Source organism: Streptomyces sp. NPDC058665, assembly GCF_042714995.1.
GTDB lineage: Bacteria > Actinomycetota > Actinomycetes > Streptomycetales > Streptomycetaceae > Streptomyces.
In genome coordinates, this window is the sequence record NZ_JBHXRX010000078.1 from 1 (window position 1) to 19,952 (window position 19,952).

Annotated in this window: 17 protein-coding genes and 2 tRNA genes; 8 read left to right on the top strand and 11 right to left on the bottom strand. The window is 69.8% G+C overall.

The window, feature by feature from the left end:
* The first annotated feature begins 672 nt into the window (after nt 1-672).
* On the top strand, nt 673-1,029 hold the full coding sequence (locus ACFWV8_RS33450) for a hypothetical protein (RefSeq protein ID WP_384213059.1): 357 nt from the start codon (nt 673-675) through the stop codon (nt 1,027-1,029).
* A gap of 441 nt (nt 1,030-1,470) precedes the next feature.
* Complete coding sequence (locus ACFWV8_RS33455; RefSeq protein ID WP_384213062.1) at nt 1,471-2,007, top strand: hypothetical protein; 537 nt, start codon at nt 1,471-1,473, stop codon at nt 2,005-2,007.
* On the opposite strand, the gene ACFWV8_RS33460 is transcribed toward ACFWV8_RS33455, so the two are convergent.
* Nucleotides 1,964-2,755, bottom strand: coding sequence for an IS5 family transposase (locus tag ACFWV8_RS33460; RefSeq protein ID WP_384213065.1), 792 nt, complete (start codon nt 2,753-2,755; stop codon nt 1,964-1,966). The two genes, ACFWV8_RS33455 and ACFWV8_RS33460, sit on opposite strands and share 44 nt — an antisense overlap.
* A gap of 290 nt (nt 2,756-3,045) precedes the next feature.
* Between ACFWV8_RS33460 and ACFWV8_RS33465 the strand changes: the two genes are divergently transcribed.
* Nucleotides 3,046-3,843 (top strand): hypothetical protein, encoded by a 798-nt coding sequence (locus ACFWV8_RS33465; protein WP_384213068.1) that lies wholly within the window; start codon nt 3,046-3,048, stop codon nt 3,841-3,843.
* A gap of 32 nt (nt 3,844-3,875) precedes the next feature.
* Here the strand turns inward: ACFWV8_RS33465 and ACFWV8_RS33470 are convergent, their stop codons facing one another.
* Entirely contained in the window at nt 3,876-4,832 is a 957-nt protein-coding gene (locus tag ACFWV8_RS33470) for a bifunctional DNA primase/polymerase (protein WP_384213070.1), read from the bottom strand.
* Nucleotides 4,833-5,161: 329 nt separating this feature from the next.
* Here ACFWV8_RS33470 and ACFWV8_RS33475 point away from each other — a divergent pair, with 329 nt between their 5' ends.
* From ACFWV8_RS33475 to ACFWV8_RS33485, 3 genes are all read left to right on the top strand, one after another.
* Nucleotides 5,162-5,467 (top strand): hypothetical protein, encoded by a 306-nt coding sequence (locus ACFWV8_RS33475; protein WP_384213073.1) that lies wholly within the window; start codon nt 5,162-5,164, stop codon nt 5,465-5,467.
* 537 nt (nt 5,468-6,004) lie between these two features.
* Nucleotides 6,005-6,628, top strand: a complete 624-nt coding sequence (locus ACFWV8_RS33480; protein ID WP_384213076.1) for a SigE family RNA polymerase sigma factor — start codon at nt 6,005-6,007, stop codon at nt 6,626-6,628.
* A 227-nt stretch (nt 6,629-6,855) separates the two neighbouring features.
* A complete protein-coding gene (locus ACFWV8_RS33485) occupies nt 6,856-8,511 on the top strand; it encodes a long-chain fatty acid--CoA ligase (protein ID WP_384213079.1) in 1,656 nt (551 codons plus the stop codon).
* Nucleotides 8,512-8,560: 49 nt separating this feature from the next.
* Here ACFWV8_RS33485 and ACFWV8_RS33490 read toward each other — a convergent pair whose 3' ends face one another.
* Together ACFWV8_RS33490 and ACFWV8_RS33495 are read right to left on the bottom strand one after the other, a co-directional pair.
* The gene (locus ACFWV8_RS33490; RefSeq protein ID WP_384213087.1) at nt 8,561-12,742 is read right to left on the bottom strand and encodes a PAS domain-containing protein; all 4,182 of its coding nucleotides are present in this window, start codon (nt 12,740-12,742) and stop codon (nt 8,561-8,563) included.
* A 253-nt stretch (nt 12,743-12,995) separates the two neighbouring features.
* On the bottom strand, nt 12,996-13,469 hold the full coding sequence (locus tag ACFWV8_RS33495; RefSeq protein WP_384213091.1) for an SSI family serine proteinase inhibitor: 474 nt from the start codon (nt 13,467-13,469) through the stop codon (nt 12,996-12,998).
* Nucleotides 13,470-13,685: 216 nt separating this feature from the next.
* Here ACFWV8_RS33495 and ACFWV8_RS33500 point away from each other — a divergent pair.
* Together ACFWV8_RS33500 and ACFWV8_RS33505 are read left to right on the top strand one after the other, a co-directional pair.
* Nucleotides 13,686-13,776: transfer RNA gene (locus tag ACFWV8_RS33500), tRNA-Ser, on the top strand.
* Between the two features lie 174 nt (nt 13,777-13,950).
* Nucleotides 13,951-14,023, top strand: a tRNA-Arg gene (locus ACFWV8_RS33505).
* 91 nt (nt 14,024-14,114) lie between these two features.
* Here ACFWV8_RS33505 and ACFWV8_RS33510 read toward each other — a convergent pair.
* The 7 genes from ACFWV8_RS33510 to ACFWV8_RS33540 all read right to left on the bottom strand — a co-directional run bounded on the left by ACFWV8_RS33510 (nt 14,115) and on the right by ACFWV8_RS33540 (nt 19,908).
* Complete coding sequence (locus ACFWV8_RS33510) at nt 14,115-15,392, bottom strand: tyrosine-type recombinase/integrase (RefSeq protein ID WP_384213098.1); 1,278 nt, start codon at nt 15,390-15,392, stop codon at nt 14,115-14,117.
* Nucleotides 15,392-15,568: a helix-turn-helix domain-containing protein gene (locus ACFWV8_RS33515; protein WP_384213106.1), complete on the bottom strand. Its 177-nt coding sequence runs from the start codon at nt 15,566-15,568 to the stop codon at nt 15,392-15,394. The genes ACFWV8_RS33510 and ACFWV8_RS33515 overlap by 1 nt, the downstream gene beginning before the upstream one ends.
* On the bottom strand, nt 15,565-17,040 hold the full coding sequence (locus ACFWV8_RS33520; protein WP_384213113.1) for a replication initiator: 1,476 nt from the start codon (nt 17,038-17,040) through the stop codon (nt 15,565-15,567). Before ACFWV8_RS33520 ends, ACFWV8_RS33515 begins: the two co-directional genes overlap by 4 nt.
* Nucleotides 17,041-17,178: 138 nt before the next feature.
* The gene (locus tag ACFWV8_RS33525) at nt 17,179-17,883 is read right to left on the bottom strand and encodes a DUF2637 domain-containing protein (protein WP_384213116.1); all 705 of its coding nucleotides are present in this window, start codon (nt 17,881-17,883) and stop codon (nt 17,179-17,181) included.
* Between the two features lie 47 nt (nt 17,884-17,930).
* Nucleotides 17,931-19,334: a cell division protein FtsK gene (locus tag ACFWV8_RS33530; RefSeq protein ID WP_384213120.1), complete on the bottom strand. Its 1,404-nt coding sequence runs from the start codon at nt 19,332-19,334 to the stop codon at nt 17,931-17,933.
* Nucleotides 19,331-19,543, bottom strand: coding sequence for a hypothetical protein (locus ACFWV8_RS33535; RefSeq protein ID WP_384213123.1), 213 nt, complete (start codon nt 19,541-19,543; stop codon nt 19,331-19,333). The genes ACFWV8_RS33530 and ACFWV8_RS33535 overlap by 4 nt, the downstream gene beginning before the upstream one ends.
* Nucleotides 19,540-19,908, bottom strand: coding sequence for a hypothetical protein (locus ACFWV8_RS33540; RefSeq protein ID WP_384213128.1), 369 nt, complete (start codon nt 19,906-19,908; stop codon nt 19,540-19,542). The genes ACFWV8_RS33535 and ACFWV8_RS33540 overlap by 4 nt, the downstream gene beginning before the upstream one ends.
* Nucleotides 19,909-19,952: the final 44 nt, after the last annotated feature.

Sequence of the window (19,952 nt, forward strand, 5' to 3'; positions counted from 1 at the left end):
GGGAGCGGAGCGAGCCGCCTTGACCGTAGAAGGGGTACGCCGTGGCTGGGGCGGTCGGCTCCGCGGCTTTACGCAGCCACTTTGGGGCGAACCTCGAAGATCTTGGCCCCAATGTCGTGCTTTATCGGGCAGGTTCACAGACTGCCCGACGCGCCGGAAGCTTACGGGGCCACTATCACTCACTCCAAAGCAGCTCCACCGACCTCTGATGCGAACATAAGGAGTCATTATTCCCGCTCGCCTACCCAATCGCCGCCACCCCCGCGCAGCCTATGCACCGTGTACACCAAGATTCGCGAAAGAATAGCTACGCCCTGATCTGCCTCATATTTTTCGGGCTCGCGAGGGGCGCGGCCATGAACGACATCATTCCTAACCTTCCGCAGCTTAGCCAGGAGATCAATATCGGACTGGCTAATAGGAGCACACTTCGCGACCCTTGCGGCGCACGCGGCCTGGCGCGGCAGCATGGACGCGTCTTGAGGCAGGCCACAGCTCATGTGCCAGATCCGTGCCAGACACATCGGGGAACCCCGGGCAGCAAGGTGGCACTCATCCATGCATGGAGACCAGTCCTCCGCAGGTCAGCTGAACGATCGCCCATAGATCACCTCAGCTTCTCAAGCTGATGGCCCACGCCGGCCTGTCCGTGCCGCATGAGAACCTCCGGGCATGAGCTACGACTTGGCAGTGTGGGAAGGCGAGCGTCCGGCGGACGACAGAGCGGCCGTGCGGACATTCAGGGACCTCTACGACCGCTACCTCGACACGGAAGTGAAGCACCCGCCGACCGAGCGGATTGCCGCCTACGCCGCCGCGCTTCTGGAGCGGTGGTGTGACCTGACCGAGGACGTGCACGAGACCTCGCCTTGGTCGACGGGACCGTTGATCAAAGAGGCCAGCGGCCCGCTCATCTACTTCCCGATGCAATGGAGCAGGGCCGACGAAGCCTCCGCCTATGCGGCGGCCTTCGCCGACTCCACGGGGCTGGTCTGCTTCGATCCTCAACACAACCAGCTCAGGCCGTGAAGCAGGGGCACGCTGCCGTCTCAGTTTCCGTCTCATTCAGCCCCGTTCACCGGCGTTCAGGCGAGGCCAAAGCTGAAGGCCGCTCTCATGACCGGCCGCACATGAACGCAGATGAACGGCGCTGTTCGACGGCCCCAGGGCGACCACCACAGTTGAAAAGCGTGCCCCTGGCTCTGACTGCGCGTGGGCACACTGATCTTTACAAGGTTTGTGCCTTCTCCGGACTGCCCTGCTATTCGGGCCTTTGCTCATTGGGCTCGGCCAGGGGCCACCAGCACGGTGGCCCCTGGCCAAGTGCGCCGCATCATCAGCATGTCTGTGGAGACTAAGAAGCTGTTGTCTTTCCGGACGTGATCGATGCGTTTCCGCTGGTCGGGCATGGGATCGGTGGTTCGGTGGGAGTGGTGGCCTATCGGGTTGTCGTTCCCTGGGAGGTCGCGGATGCCGTCGGTGGTCGGACTGTTGGAACAGCACGAGCTGGCTGCCCGTCGTCGAGTCGACGGGCTGCGTGGGGAGGCCGACCGTATCCAGGCCGAGCTGGCTGCGGCCGAGTTGGCGTGGCAGGAGTGGGTGATCGCTCGCAGGCGGGTCGATACGGTGCTGGCTCCGGATGGCGGCAGCACCGCGGACACGGAGATCACCCCGGATCCGCAGGACTCGGACATGAAGCCGGCGCCCCGGGAGGCGGCGAAGCCGAAGTCGCAGGTGCCGGTGTGGCGCCAGGGGCTGGCCTGGTCGGTGGTGTCGGTGGACTACCAGCGCATTCTGCAGGCGCTCTCGGGCCGGGACCGGCTCCATCAAGGGCCGCTGACCTGCCAGGAGATGGCCGCAGCGTTCGGCATGGACGTAGTGCCGGCGCGAGTGGAGGCACTGCGGTCGAAGATGAAACGCCTGGTCGCGCGCGGTTGGCTGGCCGAGCCCGCGCCGGGCCGGTTCACGCTGGCTGCGGGCGTGGCCGGGCGAGGCGGCGGGTCATGAGCAGGATCATCGACCAGTAGATCATCGCCTCGGCGCTGGTGGTGCGGCGCTCGAAGTCGCGTGCCAGGCGGCGGGTGCGCATGAGGTGGGCGAAGAGGCGCTCGACGATCCACCGCTTGGGCAGCACCACGAACCCCTTCTGGTCGTCGCTGCGTTTGACGATCGCCAGGACCAGGGCGAGCCTGGCCAGGCAGTACTCGACGAGGGGGCCGGTGTAGCCGCCGTCCGCCCAGACCAGGGTCAGCCGGTGGTGCGCGTCGGCCACCTGCCCGAGCAGGACCTGTGCGGCGGCGCGGTCGCCGGTGTCCGCGGCGGTGACCATCACCCCCAGCAGCAGACCGAGTGTGTCGACCACGACGTGCCGCTTACGTCCGTTGACCAGCTTGCCGCCGTCGAAGCCACGGCTGTCCGAGCCGACGACGGAGTCCGCCTTGACGCACTGCGAGTCGATCACGCCGGCCGTCGGCTCCGTGTCGCGCCCCTCCCCCTCGCGGATCCTCGATCGCAGCCGGTCGTGGAACTCCTTGACCAGGGCGTGGTCGCGCCAGCGGCGGAAGAACGCATAGACCCGGTCCCACGGCGGGAAGTCGGCAGGCATCGCCCGCCACTTGATGCCGTTGTCGACCAGGTAGCGGACCGCGTCCAGTATCGCCCGGTGGCAGTACGCCTCAGGCTGCCCGCCCCGGCCGCGCAGCCAGCCGGGCACCGGCAGCAGCGGCCGAACCGCGGCCCACTCCGCGCCCGTCATGTCCGAGGGATACCGCCGAACACACTCCGGGTGATCGGCCGCGTTTCCGAACCGGTGAGCGACGCAATCACACGTCGGTGCAGCCGAGTTGAACTCCACCGGCGCGAGCGCGTACAACTGCGGCAACAGGGTCTCCTGGATCTCGGTTGGCTTCGTAACCCGAGCTACCAAGAGGCCCTGCCTTCATGCCCGCAGCCAGCAGCGATCACCCGATCGAGACTCCCGTTCGACACTCACCCCTCAAGACCGGAACGACAACAGCTACTGAGACCGTCGCGCCGGATCTCGCCGTGTCTGAGCTGTCGGGGAATCAGCTCAGGCCCGGCGAGATCCGGCGCGACTCCGTCACCCTCACCAACAACGGCACCGCCGCCACCGATGGTGTCACCTTCCGGCTGCGGCTCACGCGTGGGCTGGCCTTCACCGAGCCGGTCGACGGCTGCACGTACTCGACGGTCGGGGACAGGATCAAGCAGGCGCTGTGCGAGCTGGACGTCGGCATCGCGCCCGGCGAGAGCCACACGGTGCCGGTGACGTACAAGGTGCTGAAGAACGCGCTGATGGAGGTCGTCGAGTACGGCACGGACCGTACCGGCGGGGCCCCGGGCGAGGGTTACGACGAGGCCCACCGCCGGCTCGCGCTGGACACGGACAGTTCGGCCGATCTCGTGGCGACGGGGGACGAGGCCGCGGGGAAGCCCGGCACCAAGGTCGTTGTCACGCCCGCGATCCGCAACGACGGACCGGGCTGGATCCAGAACAACGAGAGCGACGACCATCCCGCGCTCCTCGTGAACATCCCCAAGGGCACGACGGCCGTCGAAGTCCCCGAGGAGTGCAAGCCGTTCGGGATCGACGGGCCGACCGGGCCCTCGGAGCCGGGGCACCCGAAGTACGTCTGCCAGGAGGACGACTACACCCTGGAGGTCGGTGAGATCGAGGCGTTCGCCATCGTCCTGAGGATCGACAAGGGGCGGTGGGCCGATACGTCCGGTGAGGTCAAGGCCACGTCGAACTACGACATCGACCCGGTCTACGACACCGACAAGTCCAACAACAAGGCGACGTTGACCATCGACGTGCGGTAACCACCGTCGTACGCGGGCCGCTACGCGGGGAGTTACGCGGGCCCCGCCGTCAGGCGTGACGCCGAGGCGATCGTCGCGCGCGCCTCGTGTTCGGTGAGGCCCGTTCGTACGGCCGCGTCGACCAGCGACTCCGCGAGGGCCTCGCCGAAGCCGTGCTCGTACGCCCGGCAAGCCGCCCAGAACAGCCGGGTGTTGCGCTGGCCCGCGTGCGCGGCGAGGACGAACTGCACCAGGCCGTGGCCCTGCGCCGGGCGGCCCCGCCGTCCGCCCGGCCCCGCGTGGCGAGCGCGCTCGGGGGGCGTGAGCAGGCGCAGGAGGGCGCGTGGGCAGGGCGCGGGGGTGAGTCCAGCCGAGCCGGGGGCCAGCCGGTACGCGCCGCGGGCGGAGACGGAGCCCGGCCCGACGAGATAGCCGCCCGCGCCCCGTACGTCGATGCCGGGCGCGAGGCGGCCCGCCGAGTTGGGGACCGTGACTCCGGCGGGGCCGGACAGCCAGATGTGCCGGCCGCCGCTCGGGGTGAGCACAACGACGGTCTCGGGCAGCGTGAACAGATGCTGGAAGGCGAGCTGTTGGAGCGCGGCCACCGAGTCCGGCGTGGCATCGACGCCGACGCCCGAACCCGCGCCCGAACCCGCGCCCGAACCCGCACCAGATCCAGCACCCACCCCCGTCGGCGTGACGTCCAGGTCGATGCCGACGAGATGGTGCGGCGCCCGTCCGCAGGCGATGCCGTAACCCGTCGCCCAGGGCGCGGCGGCGAACAGCGCCCGTACGGCGGCCGGGTCGGTCGTGGCGTCGTGCACGCCGTGACCTGGGAGGCCGCACTCACCGCGGCAGGGGTTGGCCCCGGAACCGGGCCGGTCCCGATGGGGTGAGCGCAGGGCGGGGAGCTTGCTGGGGGACAGCGGGATGACGGGGAACCCGCTTTCGGCTGCTGAGAGCGCGTACGCGAGGGCCAGGGTGGTCGAGTGCGGGGCGGTGATGGCCATGCGTCCATGTTCGCACTGTTGTTCGAATAAAGGGAGTGGGAAAGATTGGCCGAAACTGTGCTGAAACGCTTCCCCCCTTGCGGGCACTGGCTCCTGACGCGTTCCGTACGGGTGCATACAGACCGAACTGGCCTGTTGATGTCATGAAGGGGGTTTATCGACATGTCCTTACGCTTGCGAGGGAATAACCCGCTGAGGGCTGGTTCGCCGGGGATTCGGTGGGCAATTCTTGATCCGCGACGTCGAGAACAACGTCGGGGCGGTCGGCCAACTGCCCTGGCAAAAGCCGTACTTCTCGCTCAGAAGATCTCGTTCCTGGAGGAACTGACATGGCAAGCTTCCGTACCGCCCGCGTCTTCGCCGCCGTCGCCGCCCTGCCCCTCGCCGCGGCGCTGTTCACCGGCTCGGCGTCCGCCGACGACTTCGCGGACGACGGATCGAACGCCAGCGTGGCCACGATCGTCGGCAGTGGTGTGGGCGACGACAACTCCGGCAACTCGACGACCACACAGCAGACGGCGACCGGCGCGGGTGCGTCGAACCAGAACAACACCGCCAACGTGAACGGGTCCGGATTCACCGTGATCGACCAGTCCAACGAGAACGTCGCGGTGAACTTCTTCGATCTCTTCTAGCGCGCGGCCCGGCGGGGGGCCTGACTGAGGGGTGAGCGGCGGTCTGCGCGACGGCACTTCGGTGCCGCCGTGCGGACCGTCCTCGTTTTCCCCCTCGGCCAGGCCCTCGCCGCCGCGCCACCCCCGCCGCCACCCCCGCCGCCATCGCCCCGCTGCCCCGCTGCCCCCGCCGCCTCCGGCCCCCGCCGTACCCCCGCCCGACAACCCTGGTAGTACGTCCCGTCCCCCGGTACGACACGCCGCGGCACGTCTCTCCCTCATCACCAAGGTGTACGGCTCCGACACCCCCGCCCTCGCGTGCGCGGCCCGCACCGCGCCCACCTGCGGAGTCAGTGGGCACAAGGCCTCAGGGCCACCCCGCCACACACCGCCGTAGATCAACAGCGACCCCCTGCCGCCGGGGCCGACCCTGACGAGAGTGATCCCCTCCTCCATCTACAGGAGGTGTGGCCGGCACCACCTCTACTCCCTGAGGCGGACGTACCTTCGGGACCTGGGGCCGATCCCCTGAGAAGGGCCCGCTCCTAGCGTGGAGCCATGACCACGCCTGTCTGCACGAGCGCCTCGAAGGCCGCCTCGTATTCGCCGTATCTCCCGAACTCGCACCCACCCGCCCACGCCCATGCGCAGCAGTCGCACGCGCATCAGCAGTCGCACCCTCACACGGCCTACAAGTCCTTCTCGTCGTACGTACGGGCGCGGGGGCCCGTGCTGCTGCGTACCGCGCGCTCGCTCACCGCGAATCCGAGCGATGCCGAGGACTTGCTGCAGACCGCTCTCACCAAGACGTACGTCGCCTGGGACCGGATCGAGGACCACCGCGCCCTCGACGGCTATGTCCGCCGGGCCCTCGTCAACACCCGTACATCGCAGTGGCGCAAGCGCAAGGTCGACGAATTCGCCTGCGAGGAGCTGCCCGAGCCGGCCGGTCTGCCCGCGCCCGACCCGGCCGACGAGCAGGTGCTGCACGACGCGATGTGGCGCGCGGTGATGAAACTGCCCGACAGGCAGCGCGCGATGGTGGTGCTCCGTTACTACGAGGACCTGAGCGAGGTCCAGACCGCCGAGGTGCTCGGGGTCTCCGTCGGCACGGTGAAGAGCGCGGTGTCGCGTGCGCTCGGAAAGCTGCGCGAGGATCCGGAGCTGACGCCCGTCCGCTGACCCGCGACTTCCGTAACTCCGGCATCCGCAGGGGATGTCGCGTCGGGCGCCCCGTCGCGTACAGCCCCGTTCCGTACCGAGTGTCTCCGCTCCGAGTGTCTCCGCTCCGAGTATTTCGTACTCCCGGGTAGTGACATACCGATCGGTATGTGCGCAGAATCTCCGCAAGCCTTTCTGCCACATCGCGCCGCTGTCGCCTGGCCGACGGCGCCCACCGGGAGGACGCCGTGCTGAGCACCATGCAGGACGTACCGCTGACTGTGACCCGCATCCTGCGCCACGGGATGACCATCCACGCGAAGTCGCAGGTCACCACCTGGACCGGGGAGAGTGAGCCGCGGCGCCGCAGTTTCGCCGAGATCGGTGAACGCGCGGCACAGCTCGCCGGCGCCCTGCGCGACGAACTCGGCGTCACGGGCGACGACCGGGTCGCCACTTTGATGTGGAACAACTCCGAACATGTCGAGGCATACTTCGCGATCCCCTCCATGGGGGCCGTCCTCCACACGCTCAATCTGCGCCTGCCTCCTGAGCAGTTGGTCTGGATCGTCCGGCACGCCGCCGACCGGGTCGTCCTGGTGAACGGTTCCCTGCTGCCGCTCCTCGCGCCGCTCCTTCCCCATCTGACGACCGTCGAGCACGTCGTCGTGTCAGGCCCCGGCGACCGGGGCCCGCTGACGGAAGCCGCCGGCAGCGCCGTCCAGGTGCACGAGTACGAGGACCTGATCGCCGGCCGGCCCACCACGTACGACTGGCCCGAACTGGACGAACGCACCGCCGCCGCCATGTGCTACACCTCCGGCACCACCGGTGAGCCGAAGGGCGTCGTCTACTCGCACCGTTCGATCTATCTGCACTCGATGCAGATCAACCTGGCCGAGTCGATGGGGCTGACGGACAAGGACACGACGCTCATCGTCGTACCGCAGTTCCATGTGAACGCCTGGGGCCTGCCGCACGCCACCTTCATGACCGGCGTCGGCATGCTGATGCCCGACCGCTTCCTCCAGCCCGCCCCGCTCGCCGACATGATCGAGAGCGAGAAGCCCTCGCACGCCGCCGCCGTGCCGACGATCTGGCAGGGGCTGCTGGCCGAGGTCCTCGACAAGCCGCGCGATCTGACCTCCATGCTCCGGGTCACCATCGGCGGGGCCGCCTGTCCGCCCGCACTGATGGAGGCGTACGACAAGCTCGGCGTACGGCTCTGCCACGCCTGGGGCATGACGGAGACCTCGCCGCTCGGCACGACGTCCAACCCGCCCGCCGGTCTGACCGCCGAGGAGGAGTGGCCGTACCGCATCACCCAGGGCCGATTCCCCGTCGGCGTCGAGGCGCGGCTGACCGGTCCAGGCGGTGACACGCTGCCGTGGGACAACGAGTCGGCCGGTGAGCTTGAGGTACGCGGGCCCTGGATCGCGGCCTCCTACTACGGCGGCGCCGGCGCCGAACCGCTCAGGCCCGAGGACAAGTTCAGTGAGGACGGCTGGCTGAAGACGGGCGACGTCGGCGTCATCAGCCCCGACGGCTATCTCACCCTCACCGACCGCGCGAAGGACGTCATCAAGTCCGGCGGCGAGTGGATCTCCAGCGTGGCGCTGGAGAACGAGTTGATGGCGCATCCGGATGTCGCCGAGGCCGCCGTCGTCGCCGTACCCGACGAGAAGTGGGGTGAACGGCCGCTGGCGACAGTGGTGTTGAAGGAGGGCGCGAGCGCCGACTTCACCTCGCTGAAGGCGTTCCTCGCCGGGACGGTCGCCAAGTGGCAGTTGCCGGAGCGGTGGTCGGCGGTGGAGTCGGTGCCGAAGACGAGCGTCGGGAAGTTCGACAAGAAGGTGATCCGCAAGCGGTACGCGGACGGGGAACTGGACGTCACCGAGGTGTAGGTCCTGTCCGGCGGCACTTCACGGATGCCAACTGGCCTTGTCCGAAGGGTCAGTTGGTACCGATCTTCGCGAGCAGTTCCACGATCCGCGCCTGCACGTCCTCGCTCGTGGACCGCTCCGCGAGGAACAGTACGGTCTCCCCGGCGGAGAGCTGCGGCAGTTCGTCGCGGTCGATGCTCGTGGAGGTGTAGACGACCAGCGGCGTACGGTTCAACTGGCCGTTCGCGCGCAGCCAGTCGATGATGCCCGCGCGCCGGCGCCGTACCTGCATCAGGTCCATCACCACCAGATTCGGCCGCATCTGGCCCGCGAGCGTCACCGCCTCGCTGTCCGTCCCGGCGCGCGCCACCTGCATGCCACGGCGCTCCAGCGTCGCGGTCAGCGCGAGCGCGATCTCCTCGCTCTCCTCTATCAACAGCACGCGCGGCGGGTGCTGTTCACTGTCGCGCGGCGCCAGCGCCTTGAGGAGTACGGCGGGGTCGGCCCCGTACGCCGCCTCGCGCGTCGCCTGCCCGAGCCCGGCGGTCACCAGCACCGGGACCTCGGCGGCGACCGCGGCCTGGCGCAGCGACTGGAGCGCGGTGCGGGTGATCGGGCCGGTCAGCGGGTCCACGAACAGCGCCGCCGGGAAGGCCGCGATCTGCGCGTCGACCTCCTCGCGGGAGTGGACGATCACCGGGCGGTAGCCGCGGTCGCTCAGGGCCTGCTGGGTGGAGACGTCGGGGGCGGGCCAGACCAGCAGCCGGCGCGGGTTGTCCAGCGGCTCGGGGGGCAGTTCGTCGTCGACGGGCCGGGGTTGGGGGCGGTTGGCGACCTCGACCGCGCCGCCGGGACCGTCGAGCGGCTGCGGGCCTTCGGCGCCCTCGTCCGGAGCTCCTATGGCGTAGGCGCGGCCCTCGGAGTGCGGGCCGTGGGCGAGGGGTCCGCCCTGACCGCCGTGGGAGGGGCCGGAGGCACCGGCGCCGGTGTCGTCGGGGTCGTGCGGGGAGGAGAGCCTGCGGCGGCGGCCGGAACCGAGGCTCTGGTTCTGCTGCTTGGTGATCTGCTGCGAGAAGGGCACGCCCTGGCCGAGCGTACGGACGCTGTACGCCCGCCCCTGTGTGGAGTCGGCCGGCATCGGCTCCTCCTCGGGCAGGGGCTGGGCGAGGGGCAACGGCTGGGCGGCGCGGGGGTCTTGGTGGGCGGCGGCGGTGTTGCTTCCGCCGGTCCCGTTGCCCGTGCCGTCGGTGTCTGCCGGGCCTGTGGTGCCGACGGGGCCTGTGGTGCCTGCGGTGTCGGCCGGGCCGGCCGTGCCGTCGGTGTCGTCGTCCGGGTGCGGGTGCGTGTGCTGCTCGGGCGGCGGTACGGCTCCGGGGACGGGCCACGAGGGTTCACCGGGAGCGCCCTGGCCGGGTGCCGCCGGGCCGGGCGCGCCCGGCATCACGCCGACGCCCGATGCGGTCGGCATCGCGGGCGCCCAGCTGTTGGGGTCCGCGGGCGGCGCGCCGTTGTCGCCGGGCTCCGGCGCGAGCGCCCGGCGCGGGTCCTTCGTACGCGGGTCCGTCCTGCGCGGGTCGTTGGGGCTCGCGGGGGCGTCCGTGAGCCCCCCGGGCCGCCGCCCCGGCTGGGAGGTCTGGGCCGCGACGGGATGGGGCTTCAGCGGTGTGTGGTCCGCGCGCGGGTCCGCCCCCACGGCGTCGTGGCGGCCCGGCAGCGAGGCGTCGGGAGTGCGGTCGGCCTCGGCCGGGGGGAGCGCGAACTGTGCGCGCGCGGGCGGGACCTCGCCGGCGGGCGCCGGCGCGGGCTCGGGCCGCTGTTGTGTGGCAGCCAGCGCACGCCGGGGACGACGGACGGCCGGTTGCTGCTGGGCGGGCACGGGGTGCGCCGCCGCCTGCTGCTGTGCCGGAACGGGTCGCGGGGTCTGCGGCGGTGCCTGCCGCGGTGCTTGTTGGAGCGCCTGCTCCGGGGCCGGCGCAGGCGCAGGCACCGGCGACGGGCCGGAGGGCAGGGCCGGGAGGGCGCTCTGGCCGCTGTGCCGCGCACGGCGCCCCGTACCGGCAGCCGCGGCCTCCTGCTGTGCGCCGTGCGGTACGCCCTGCGGCGGAACGGCCTGGCCCAAGGCGGCGCGCCCGTTCGGATGCGCCCCCTCGGCGGCGGTCACGACCGACCCCTCGGAAGCGGCGGCCGGCAGGGCGGGGGGGGCGGGCGGAGCCGGCCGGGCCGACACCGCGAGTTCCGCGCCCGGTACGGCCCCGGCCGCGCTCTCCGCCGGGCTGGGCCGGCCGCGCCTGCGGCCCGTACCCCCACCACCGGGAGCGCCGCCCCCGCCAGTGCTCTCACCGGAGCCTTGAGCCGGTACGGGCACCGGCTGCGCGTCCGTGCCCGGGGCCGCATCCGTACGCGCCCTGCGCCGCCCCGTCGGCTCGCCGGGCTCCTCGCCCGGAGCCCCGAGGAACGCGTCCGTCGAAGCCCGCCGCGCCCGGCGCCGCCCACCGCCGGGCCGCCCGGAGCCACCCGTCGACCCGGGCGCCGGCTCCTGCTGCACGGGCTGTACCGGCTGCGCCGGTGCCTGGCTCTCCTCGGGCGCGGGCGGGTGATATGTCCCCGACCCCTCCCCCAGGGGCACTTCGAGCACGTACGCGCTGCCGCCCATGCCCGGCATCTCGTGCGTCTGCAACACCCCGCCGTGCGCCCGTACGATCCCGCGCACGATCGGCTCGTGCACCGGATCGCCGCCCGCGAACGGCCCGCGTACCTCGATCCGTACGACATCCCCGCGCTGCGCCGCCGCCACCACGATCGTGGAGTCGACGTAACCGCCGCCCGGCACCACCCGCGTACGCCCGGTGGAATCGACCCCGGCCACGTCCGCCGTGAGATGCGCGAGCGCCGTCGCGAGCCGTACCGGGTCGACCTCCGCCTCGATCGGGGGGGCGTGCACGGCGAACTGCGCCCGGCCCGGACCGATCAGCTCGACCGCGCCCTCGACCCCGGCCGCCACGACCCCGTCGAGCAGCACCTTGACCTTGTTCAGCCGGTCCAGGCCCTCGTCGAGCCGCTGATAGCCGAGGACGTTGTCCACCAGCGTCGTCATCCGCGCGTACCCGGCGGACAGGTGGTGCAGCATCTGGTTGGCCTCGGGCCACAGTTGCCCTGCCGGGTCGGCGGCGAGCGTCGACAGCTCACCGCGCAGCTCCTCCAGCGGACCGCGCAGCGCGCCGCCGAGGACCGCGGTCAGCTGGTGGTGCCGGCGGGCCGTGTTGTCGTACCGCTCCGCGAGCTCTTCGATCTCGGCGGCGTAGCGGTCGCTGCGGTCGGCGAGTTCGGCGGTGTGCCGCTCGACGGCCTCTTCGAGTTCGGCCGTATGGCGCTCGATCGTCTCCGCGAGCTCCGCCGCGTGCCGCTCGGCCGTCTCGCTGGCCTCGGTCGCGTGCGCCTCGACCAGTTCCTCGTACGGACGCCGGTCGGTGAACGTCATCACCGCGCCGACGAGCTGCTCCCCGTCCCGTACGGGCGCGGTGGTCAGGTCGACCGGTACCTGCCTGCCGTTCTTCGCCCACAGCACCTGCCCGCGCACCCGGTGCTTGCGCCCCGACTTGAGGGTGTCGGCGAGGGGCGAGTCCTCGTACGGGAACGGCTCCCCGTCCGCGCGCGAGTGCAGGATCAGCGGGTGCAGCTCCTGGCCGCCCAGATCGCTGGCCCGGAAGCCGAGGATCTGCGCGGCGGCGGGGTTGACGAGGACGACGCGGCCGTCGGTGTCCGTACCGACCACGCCCTCGGCGGCTGCCCGCAGGATCATCTCGGTCTGGCGCTGCGAACGCGCCAGCTCCGCCTCGGTGTCGACGGTCCCCGAGAGGTCGCGGACGACGAGCATGAGCAGCTCGTCACCGGTGTAGTTGTGCAGATCGTTGTAGGCCTGCCGGCCGTCCTCCAGATTGGCGCTGGTGACCTCGACCGGGAACTCGCTGCCGTCCGTACGGCGCGCGATCATCCGGGTCGGCTTCGTACGGCCCCGCTCGTCGGAGGCCTCGGGGCGGCGCATCGAGCCGGGGATCAGACGCGGGTCGAACTGCGGCAGCAGATCGAGCAGACCGCGCCCGACCAGGGCCGTACCAGGGGTTTCGAAGGTTTCGAGGGCGATGGTGTTCGCGTTGACGACGGTGCCGTTGCTGTTGACGAGCACCAGTCCGTCGGGAAGCGCGTCAAGTATCGCCGCGAGGCGAGCAGCGCCTCGGGATGGCCTGCTGCTCACGACGACGCTTCCTCCCTGACCCACTGCACCTTGCGGACGGCCGGTCCCATCTTGCCCCTCGGAGTCTCAGCCTGTCACTGGAGGGAGTCTAAGGGCTGGGGGGCGGGGCGGGGCGGCGGATGAGGGGGAGCTCTCACCAAGGTTGTGTGCGGACCCGGTACGTACGCCGTCCCCGCGCTCCCCCACCCGCCCCCACCTGCCCCGCACGCCCCCACGTGCGGCTGCGTGTGGCCGGCTGTGGGCTACGTGTGGCTCAGCCCCGGGCGGCGGGGAGCACGGGGACGAGGTTCTGCCAGCGGGAGATCTCGCAGCCGTTCTTACGGCTGAACGTCGCGTCGACGCTCCGGCCGTGCCACGTCCCGGTGACCCGCGCGGTGGCGGGCCCGCCCATCTGCATGGTGCACATCTGGCCATCGGGCACCGGCGCGAACGGGTTCTTGTCCTCGGCGGCCAGCTCGTCCAGCCGCGCACAGGCGGAGGCGGCTTCGGGGTGCGTACCGCCGGAGGGTCCGCAGCGCAGTTCGTACGTACCGTCCGCGCGGGTGATGTTGGTGTCGACGACGGTCACGGTGAGCCGGTCCGGCTCCTGCTCCTGGAAGAGCGAGTGGAGCGGCAGCGGCGCGAGGTCGAACGGGCCGACTGCGGCAGCGGTGGGCGCGAAGGCACCCAGGGCGGCGAGCGAGCCGGCGAACACGCCGGTGGCGGTGAGGGAGAAACGACGCGACACGGGAACTCCTGACGGCAGACGATTCCGAAGGGCCCGACGGTGCGCGCCCGGCATCACTAACGCGCGCGCGGCCCAGTCGTTGCGCCCGGACCGGGGGCGCGAGGAAGTGCTTTGCCCTGCGGGCTTCCCGCCTAGTACCGTGGGCGGCGATTGGTGACACCACGCTCGGCTGTGTCATCATCTGACACGCACCATCCGCGCCCGCGCGGGTGTGCTGGAGGCGTCGCCTAGTCCGGTCTATGGCGCCGCACTGCTAATGCGGTTTGGGTCTTAAAGCCCATCGAGGGTTCAAATCCCTCCGCCTCCGCGCATCGATCACCGAAGCCCCGTCCACCAGGCCGGGGCTTCGGCCGTTCAGCCCGCCGTTTCATGACGTCTCCGCAGCTCAGGCGGGGTGCGGCTAATGGATTTCACGTGACGCCGCAGGTCATGTAATGTTGTTCTCGCAACGCAGAGGGCCCCAAAAAGCCCAGCATGACAAGCACTCGTAGCTTAACGGATAGAGCATCTGACTACGGATCAGAAGGTTGCAGGTTCGAATCCTGCCGAGTGCACAGCAGGCCAGAGGCCCCATCGAGGAATCGATGGGGCCTCTGGTGTGTGCCTTGACGGCAGTGGTTGACGGCAACCGCTCCGGCGCGGTGATCAGATGGCCACCGGAGTGCCGGCGGGGCCGTCGTCATCGTCCCGTCCGTTGCCGTCACCCCGAAGTGCGTCGCCCACGCGGTCGAAGGCGGAGCGCTGCGAGTCGAGCCGGACGAACGTGTAGATGTCCATGGTGACCCGGATCGAGCTGTGTCCGAGGACTTCCATGATCATGCGGGCATCGGCTCCCTGCTCATGGAGGAGCGACGCGCACGTATGGCGCAGGTCGTGGAAGCGGACCTTTCGGACCCCGGCGCGGCCACAGAGCGTTTCGAAGGAGCGGTTCAGGTTGCGCGGCTCGATGGGCGTTCCGTTCTTCGTGGTGAAGACAAGGCCGTGCCCCTCGCCCTTCCATTTTTCTCCGGCCGCCTTCTTGTCCGCGAGCTGTTGGGCACGCTGAGCGCGGAGCGCCGTCACGCACTCGGCAGGCAGAGCTACCCGCCGGGCGGAACGCTGAGTCTTGGGAGCGACGAACAGCAACTCCCCGCCGACACGCTGAAGTGCCTGCCGGACAGTGAGGACCCCCTCGTACAGACCCAGGTCGGACCAGCGCAGCCCCAACAGCTCGCCCCGCCGCAGACCGATGCGGACGGCCAGTTCGTACGCGGCCCATAGCCGGTTGTCCCGAGCAGCTGCCAGGAGTTGCCGCCCCTCCGTCGAGGACAGCGGTTCGATCTCTCGCCTGTTTCCCATGCTCAGCTCCACATTCCGGGCCACGTTGCGCGGCAGTTCGTCTTCACGTACGGCGTGTTGGAGTGCTGCGCGCAGGAGCACCAGGAGGAAACGCACGGTCCGGTCCGAGGGCAGCTTGTTGCAGCACTTCCCGAGGGCGCAGCACCGCCGCTTACTCTCGGGCCGGGCCTTGTCCTTGCCCTGTGCGCAGCACTGGCAGGTGGCCGCCGTTTTGACGAGGAAGGCCCGGATGTCGCGCGCCGTCAGTCGAGTGATCTTCTTCTTTCCGAACTCGGCCGTGACGTAGTTCCGCACCAGTGATTCGTAGTTCACGTAGGTGGTTCTGCGGACCTTCGGACGAGCGACATTCGCCAGCCAGTAGGCCAGGAACTCGGACAACGCCATCTTGCTCGTAGCAACGGGAAGGCCGCTCTGGGAGTCGGCCTTGAGTTTCGTCAGCTTCTCGTGAGCGTCGTCCCAGGTCTTGCCGTAGACACTCCGCCGCTTGAATGTGCTGTCAGTAGCCAGCACGAAGGCCGTCCCCTCCCAACGGCCGTCCCGCCGCTGGTAGATGGTGCCCTGCCCGTTCGCGTTCTTCTTGGCCATCACGCGGCCTCCTGTTCGGTGCGGAGGGATATGTAGTCGTGCACGGCCGACTCGCTGATACGGCGACAGCGGCCGACCTTGAAGGAGGGGAGTTCGCGAGAGCGGATCAGGTCGTACACCTTCCAGCGGCTGATCCCGAGGCGGTCAGCGACCTGATCCACGTTGAGCACGGTCATTGCCAGATCTCTCCCTCTGTCTTGGCGCGTTGGGCCTGTTCGTGTGACTGGGCGGTGTCGTGACGGGCTTGGGCGGCGAGGAGTTCTTCGCCGGGGCGATAGCCGGTGGCGAGGTAGGCCCATGAGGAGTCGGTGACGAGGGTGGTGTTCTCGTCGGGGTTGGGGAGGCCGGCGCGGGTGCGGGCTTGTTCGGCTTGGGCGGTGCGCCAGGTGCGACGTACGTCTCGGAGTGCGCCGAGGGTGGTGGAGTAGGTGCGGGATTTGGTGGAGAAGTGGCCGCGGAATCCGAGCATGTGGGCCCATTTCCAGAGCTTGAGGTGGGCGAATTCCGGCAGGTGGCCGAGGTCCCAGGCGGTGCGGATCATCTGGCGTACGTGCTGCTGTACGCGCAGGTCCCGCAGGGGTTCGGCTTGTCCGGTGCCGTCGCAGTCGGCGCACAGGTCGCGGTAGCCGTCGGGGCCGCGCTGGTAGCCCCGTCCGGCGCAGGGGTGGCAGATCAGCGTGCGGTCGACGGTTCCGGATTTGTCGGCGCTCTTGGTTGAGTACTTGGCGATGTATGCCGCGACCTTGTGATCAGTGAGTTCGCCGTCACCGAGCGCGGTGATCTCCCGTACGTCGACCCTCTCCCCCCACTCGATCGTGCGCTCCCCGATCGCATCGGATTCCACGGTGAGGACGGAACGCTTCGCAGCGTCGTGAACGGCGCTGATGAGTGCGTCGGGGGTGGCCCAGGCGGGGGGTGGGCTTGTGTGTCCTTCGGGTCCGTCGAAGCGGACCACGGCGTGGAAGTGGACCAGGCCGCGTTCCTGGTACTCGGCGACTTTGGCGAAGGAGACACGCAGCGCGGCCCTCAACGCCTTCTGCGTCATGCCGAGTTCGGCGGCGAGGGTGCGGCGGAGGTAGGTGGTGAAGCGTGCCCAGAGGGCTCCGGCGTGCGCGTTCCACAGCACGGCGCCGGTGTAGTCGTAGGTGGTGGGGTTGAGCGGGGTGCCGATCGTGGGGTCATCGTCGGTGTGGTGGGTGCCGCAGCGGCAGCGGCGGGGATTTCCCGCTTGGGTGGTGGGCTGGTTGTGGACGGGGCCGAAGGAGGGGGCAGTGAGGGTGACGAAGACGCGGGGGTGGGTGCGGACGGTGTCGGGCACGGTCTTGCCGCCGGAGAGCCCGGCTTTGATCAGGTGGTAGGTGTCGGCGGCGTAGAGGCGGGAGCAGGCCGGGCAGCGTGAGGAGCGGCGGTTACCGCACGCGGTCAGCAGTCGCCCCGTGGGTTCGCTGTCGGTGGAGTAGGACCGCAGGACGCTTTGGGTGGTGCGGTCGGTGGTGGTGGTCCAGCCGACGAGGTTGATGGGGCGGGTGCAGCCGCGCAGGTTGCGGACCTGTTCGGTGACGCGATCGAAGTTGTCGAGGTGGGCCAGCTCGATCAGGTCCCGGACGGAGGGGCTGATCACGTGGCGCAGGTCCGGGGGGCGGGTCATGGTGCGGGATATCCCTTCTGGCGCAGGTGTAGGGGGCCGCCGGGCAGAGGTGGGTGAGGCCGATCGCTGCCCGGCGGCATGACGGACTGAGCCCTGATGGGCGGGGTTGGGTGGTGTGCCGGAAGGCCGGCGGAGAGGTCAGGCCGACAGGGCCGTGTGGAGGGCGGTGGCCATGGGCAGGCCGGTGCCGAGTCGCCGCTTGAGCTGGACGACGGTGATCGGTTCACCGTGTTCGGCCAGGTGCGTGGCGGCGATGGAGCGTGCTTCGGCCAGCAGCGGGCCGGGCACGTTCACTGCTGGCACGGCCGGGGCCGTGGGCGGCGCCGGTGCGGTGGCCGGTGGCGAAGCCGTGGCACTCGGTTCCTCTTCACGGTGTTCGGTTTCACCAACAGGCAGCCGTCCGCGCGTCGTTGGTGGGACGGGGGCGGGCTCCGAGGGTTGCGCGACGGCATGGAAATGGCGCAGGAGTTGCGGGCCGACCGTGCCCCAGCCGAGGAGCAGCAGTGGGGCGACCGCGTCCACGGCGGCGCGGCCGTAGTGTCCGAGGGCGAGGGGCCCGGCGATGTTGAGAGCCAGCGTCAGCAGTCCGGAGACGTGCATGAGGCGGGTGGCGGAGCGCATCTGTTCGGCGGGGACGCCGCGCAGGGAGAGGTAGCGCAGAGCGACCAGGAGCCCGACCACTGACAGGTCCACCATGGGGGCGATCAGCGGAGCAATCGGGGCGGGCACGCCGAGACGCAGGGCCAGTGACCAGACGTTGCCGAAGGAGAAGACGAACGCCAGAGCGGCGATGACGACCATGACCACGGTCACGACGCGCTGAGTGATCCGGTCCTCAACCACAGGGTTTCACCTCCTTTCAAGTCCGCTTGTGTGCGGGCGAGTTCGGCTCAGGCCGCCTTGGGTCTGTCTCCGGGATGGTCGATGGTTTTGGACAGGGTCAGCCCGCCGTGCGTACGCAGGAGTTCCATCGGGTCGCGGGTGAGGTGGGCGGTTGCCGCGGCGATGCGGGCCGAATCGGCATCGGTCACGTACGGGGTGCGGATGCGGGCGAAGCCGGGGCGGGACTGGTGGCTCATAGACGCGACGCCGACATAGGCGGGGTCCTGGAGGTTGATCGGATTGGCGTCGTCCCAATTGCGGATGTCTTCGCCCAGTGCGGCCACCGCTGCCTCTGCTGTCTTCTGCGCGAACGACAGGCCGACCGGACAGACGTCACGGATGAAGGTGGGGATGGCATCGCCCGTGGACTTCTGTGTGGCGAGGACGGTCAGGATGCCCACCGAGCGGCCCTTCTTCACCAGGTCCTCAACGAGCCGGGCGTTCTCCGCCGCCAGCGCCGCGAGCTTCTTCGTCTTGGGGTCGCTGCCCCGGTGGTCACGGAAGTAGGTGTGCGCCTCATCGATGATCACCACGACGAGCGGCCACGCTGCGGACGGGCCGACCGCCCACATGTCCTTCACCCCGAGTTGGGCCTTAACGGCCGTGTGGCGGGTTTCCCGCAGATTGACCAGCCGTTGGAACAGGGCGTTGGCGTCTTCCAGGTCGTCACCGACGAAGGCGAACATGCGCTTGACCAGGTCCGCGTAGTCCCCCTGATACGCGGCGGACACCTTCCCGTCGAAGCCGACGAACTGCATCGCAGGCGAAGGCGCCCAGTCACAGACAAGCCCGTTGATCAGGCTGGTTTTGCCGAAGCCGGGCAGGCCGGCCACGGTCACACCCGGAACCTGGGACAGGCTCACCTCCACGCTCTGTCCGTACTCGTCCACCCCCAGATCCCAGGCCGCCAGCCGGACAGGCGCACGCCCGGTAGGCACCCGCCGGGTCGGCGTGATCAGCGGATCGAGCCGCACACCCCGAATGAGCACGTGGCCGGGTCCATCGGGAAGGACCGACACCCGCGTACACCGCCATGCGTCCGCTATGTACGGGGCGGCTTTCTGGAACTCCTCCAGAGACACCCTCGGCAGGCAGTTTGCCCGCGCGACGACCCCGAACCGGTCCGGTGTCACCTTCAATACCGGGACCAGGACGCGCGGTTTGATCGGCTTGCCCTCCGTGTTCGACAGCTCGGCCAGAGCGGTAGGCATCCTGTCCGTGACCGCCAGACCGGCCATCTGTGCGAACCGCTTCCACGTCCACCGCACCCGCACCGCCTGCCGGATACTGGCCCGCATCATCGAGTCAGCCCGCACGTAGCGCACGACCCACCACACCGCCCACACACCGACCAGGGCCAGGCCCGCCCCCACCATCAGGGGGGCGTAGCCGTACACCTCCTGCACGTTCATTGCTTCTCCTTCGGTGGCTGGTAGAGGTAGCGGACCAGGGCCGTTTCGAGGGCCGCCCAGTCACTGGGGACCGACAGCGGCGGGTAGCCGTGCGCAACGAGCACGCCGGCGACGGAGTTCACCAGGCATTCGGTGATCCGGGGGTCCGGTCCGGGGTGAGGCATCGGGTAGACGCGCTCACCCCAGAGCCGGAAGGGTTTCCCGCTCACGCGGCAGCCTTCTTGCCCGGCTCAGCCGCCACGGGGATCACGAGTTCGAGCGCCGCAGCCCGGTAGGCGACACCGTCCGAGAGCGACCCGTTGAAGATCCGGGCCCACGGGGTGGCGAACAGTTCCACCGGACGCACCGGGACACCGGGCTTGAGACCGTCCGGCAAACCGCCCGCCGGAACGGTGATCTTCAGGGCTTCCGCGCGGTCTTCTTCCATCAGGAAGACGGTCACCGTGTAGAGCTTCTGACTGGTCTCCCGGTCGGTGGCGAACGTCGTCTTCTCCTGATCGGTGTACTTGGGCACCGGCAGCGTCCCGACCATGAACGTCGAGGACTCCAGCAGACCCACACGAATACGCGCCATGAGTGGCACTTCCCTTCGGTTTGGTCCCGCCACGATGGCGGGCT

Coding starts and splice junctions, on each gene's coding strand:
- ACFWV8_RS33450 (WP_384213059.1), top strand. CDS start 673: ATGAGCTACGACTTGGCAGTGTGGGAAGGCGAGCGTCCGGCGGACGAC.
- ACFWV8_RS33455 (WP_384213062.1), top strand. CDS start 1,471: ATGCCGTCGGTGGTCGGACTGTTGGAACAGCACGAGCTGGCTGCCCGT.
- ACFWV8_RS33460 (WP_384213065.1), bottom strand. CDS start 2,755: ATGACGGGCGCGGAGTGGGCCGCGGTTCGGCCGCTGCTGCCGGTGCCC.
- ACFWV8_RS33470 (WP_384213070.1), bottom strand. CDS start 4,832: ATGGCCATCACCGCCCCGCACTCGACCACCCTGGCCCTCGCGTACGCG.
- ACFWV8_RS33475 (WP_384213073.1), top strand. CDS start 5,162: ATGGCAAGCTTCCGTACCGCCCGCGTCTTCGCCGCCGTCGCCGCCCTG.
- ACFWV8_RS33480 (WP_384213076.1), top strand. CDS start 6,005: ATGACCACGCCTGTCTGCACGAGCGCCTCGAAGGCCGCCTCGTATTCG.
- ACFWV8_RS33510 (WP_384213098.1), bottom strand. CDS start 15,392: ATGGCCAAGAAGAACGCGAACGGGCAGGGCACCATCTACCAGCGGCGG.
- ACFWV8_RS33515 (WP_384213106.1), bottom strand. CDS start 15,568: ATGACCGTGCTCAACGTGGATCAGGTCGCTGACCGCCTCGGGATCAGC.
- ACFWV8_RS33520 (WP_384213113.1), bottom strand. CDS start 17,040: ATGACCCGCCCCCCGGACCTGCGCCACGTGATCAGCCCCTCCGTCCGG.
- ACFWV8_RS33530 (WP_384213120.1), bottom strand. CDS start 19,334: ATGAACGTGCAGGAGGTGTACGGCTACGCCCCCCTGATGGTGGGGGCG.
- ACFWV8_RS33540 (WP_384213128.1), bottom strand. CDS start 19,908: ATGGCGCGTATTCGTGTGGGTCTGCTGGAGTCCTCGACGTTCATGGTC.